We start from the raw sequence: 255 nt of genomic DNA on the forward strand, positions 1-255 counted from the left end.
GAATGGATGCTGCGAACCTTCCTGCTGGCTGGCAAGCCGGTACCCTCGGCAGCGCTATGGCATATGGCCGACACCCTGCGCGCGCTGGCTTACAATCCTGATGGATCAGTGTGGAGTATGGACTGGAGGGAGCCTGTAGGTGAGCTGTCTTATGCGCCGGCGATTGCGTACATGTTTGCCGATCCACGCCAGGACTATATCGACACGCTTTTGCACCGGCTGGAAATTTTTGCCGGACAGCAGGACGACACCACC

At 58.4% G+C, this 255-nt stretch carries 1 protein-coding gene; it reads left to right on the forward strand.

The genetic code is table 11. The features are described from left to right. Positions 1-255: hypothetical protein (locus tag NWP14_RS27925; protein ID WP_375216331.1), on the forward strand; the 255-nt coding region annotated here is incomplete at both ends.

Origin of the sequence: Klebsiella sp. C349492 (assembly GCF_042055345.1) — a bacterium.
Classification (GTDB): Bacteria; Pseudomonadota; Gammaproteobacteria; order Enterobacterales; family Enterobacteriaceae; genus Klebsiella; species Klebsiella scottii.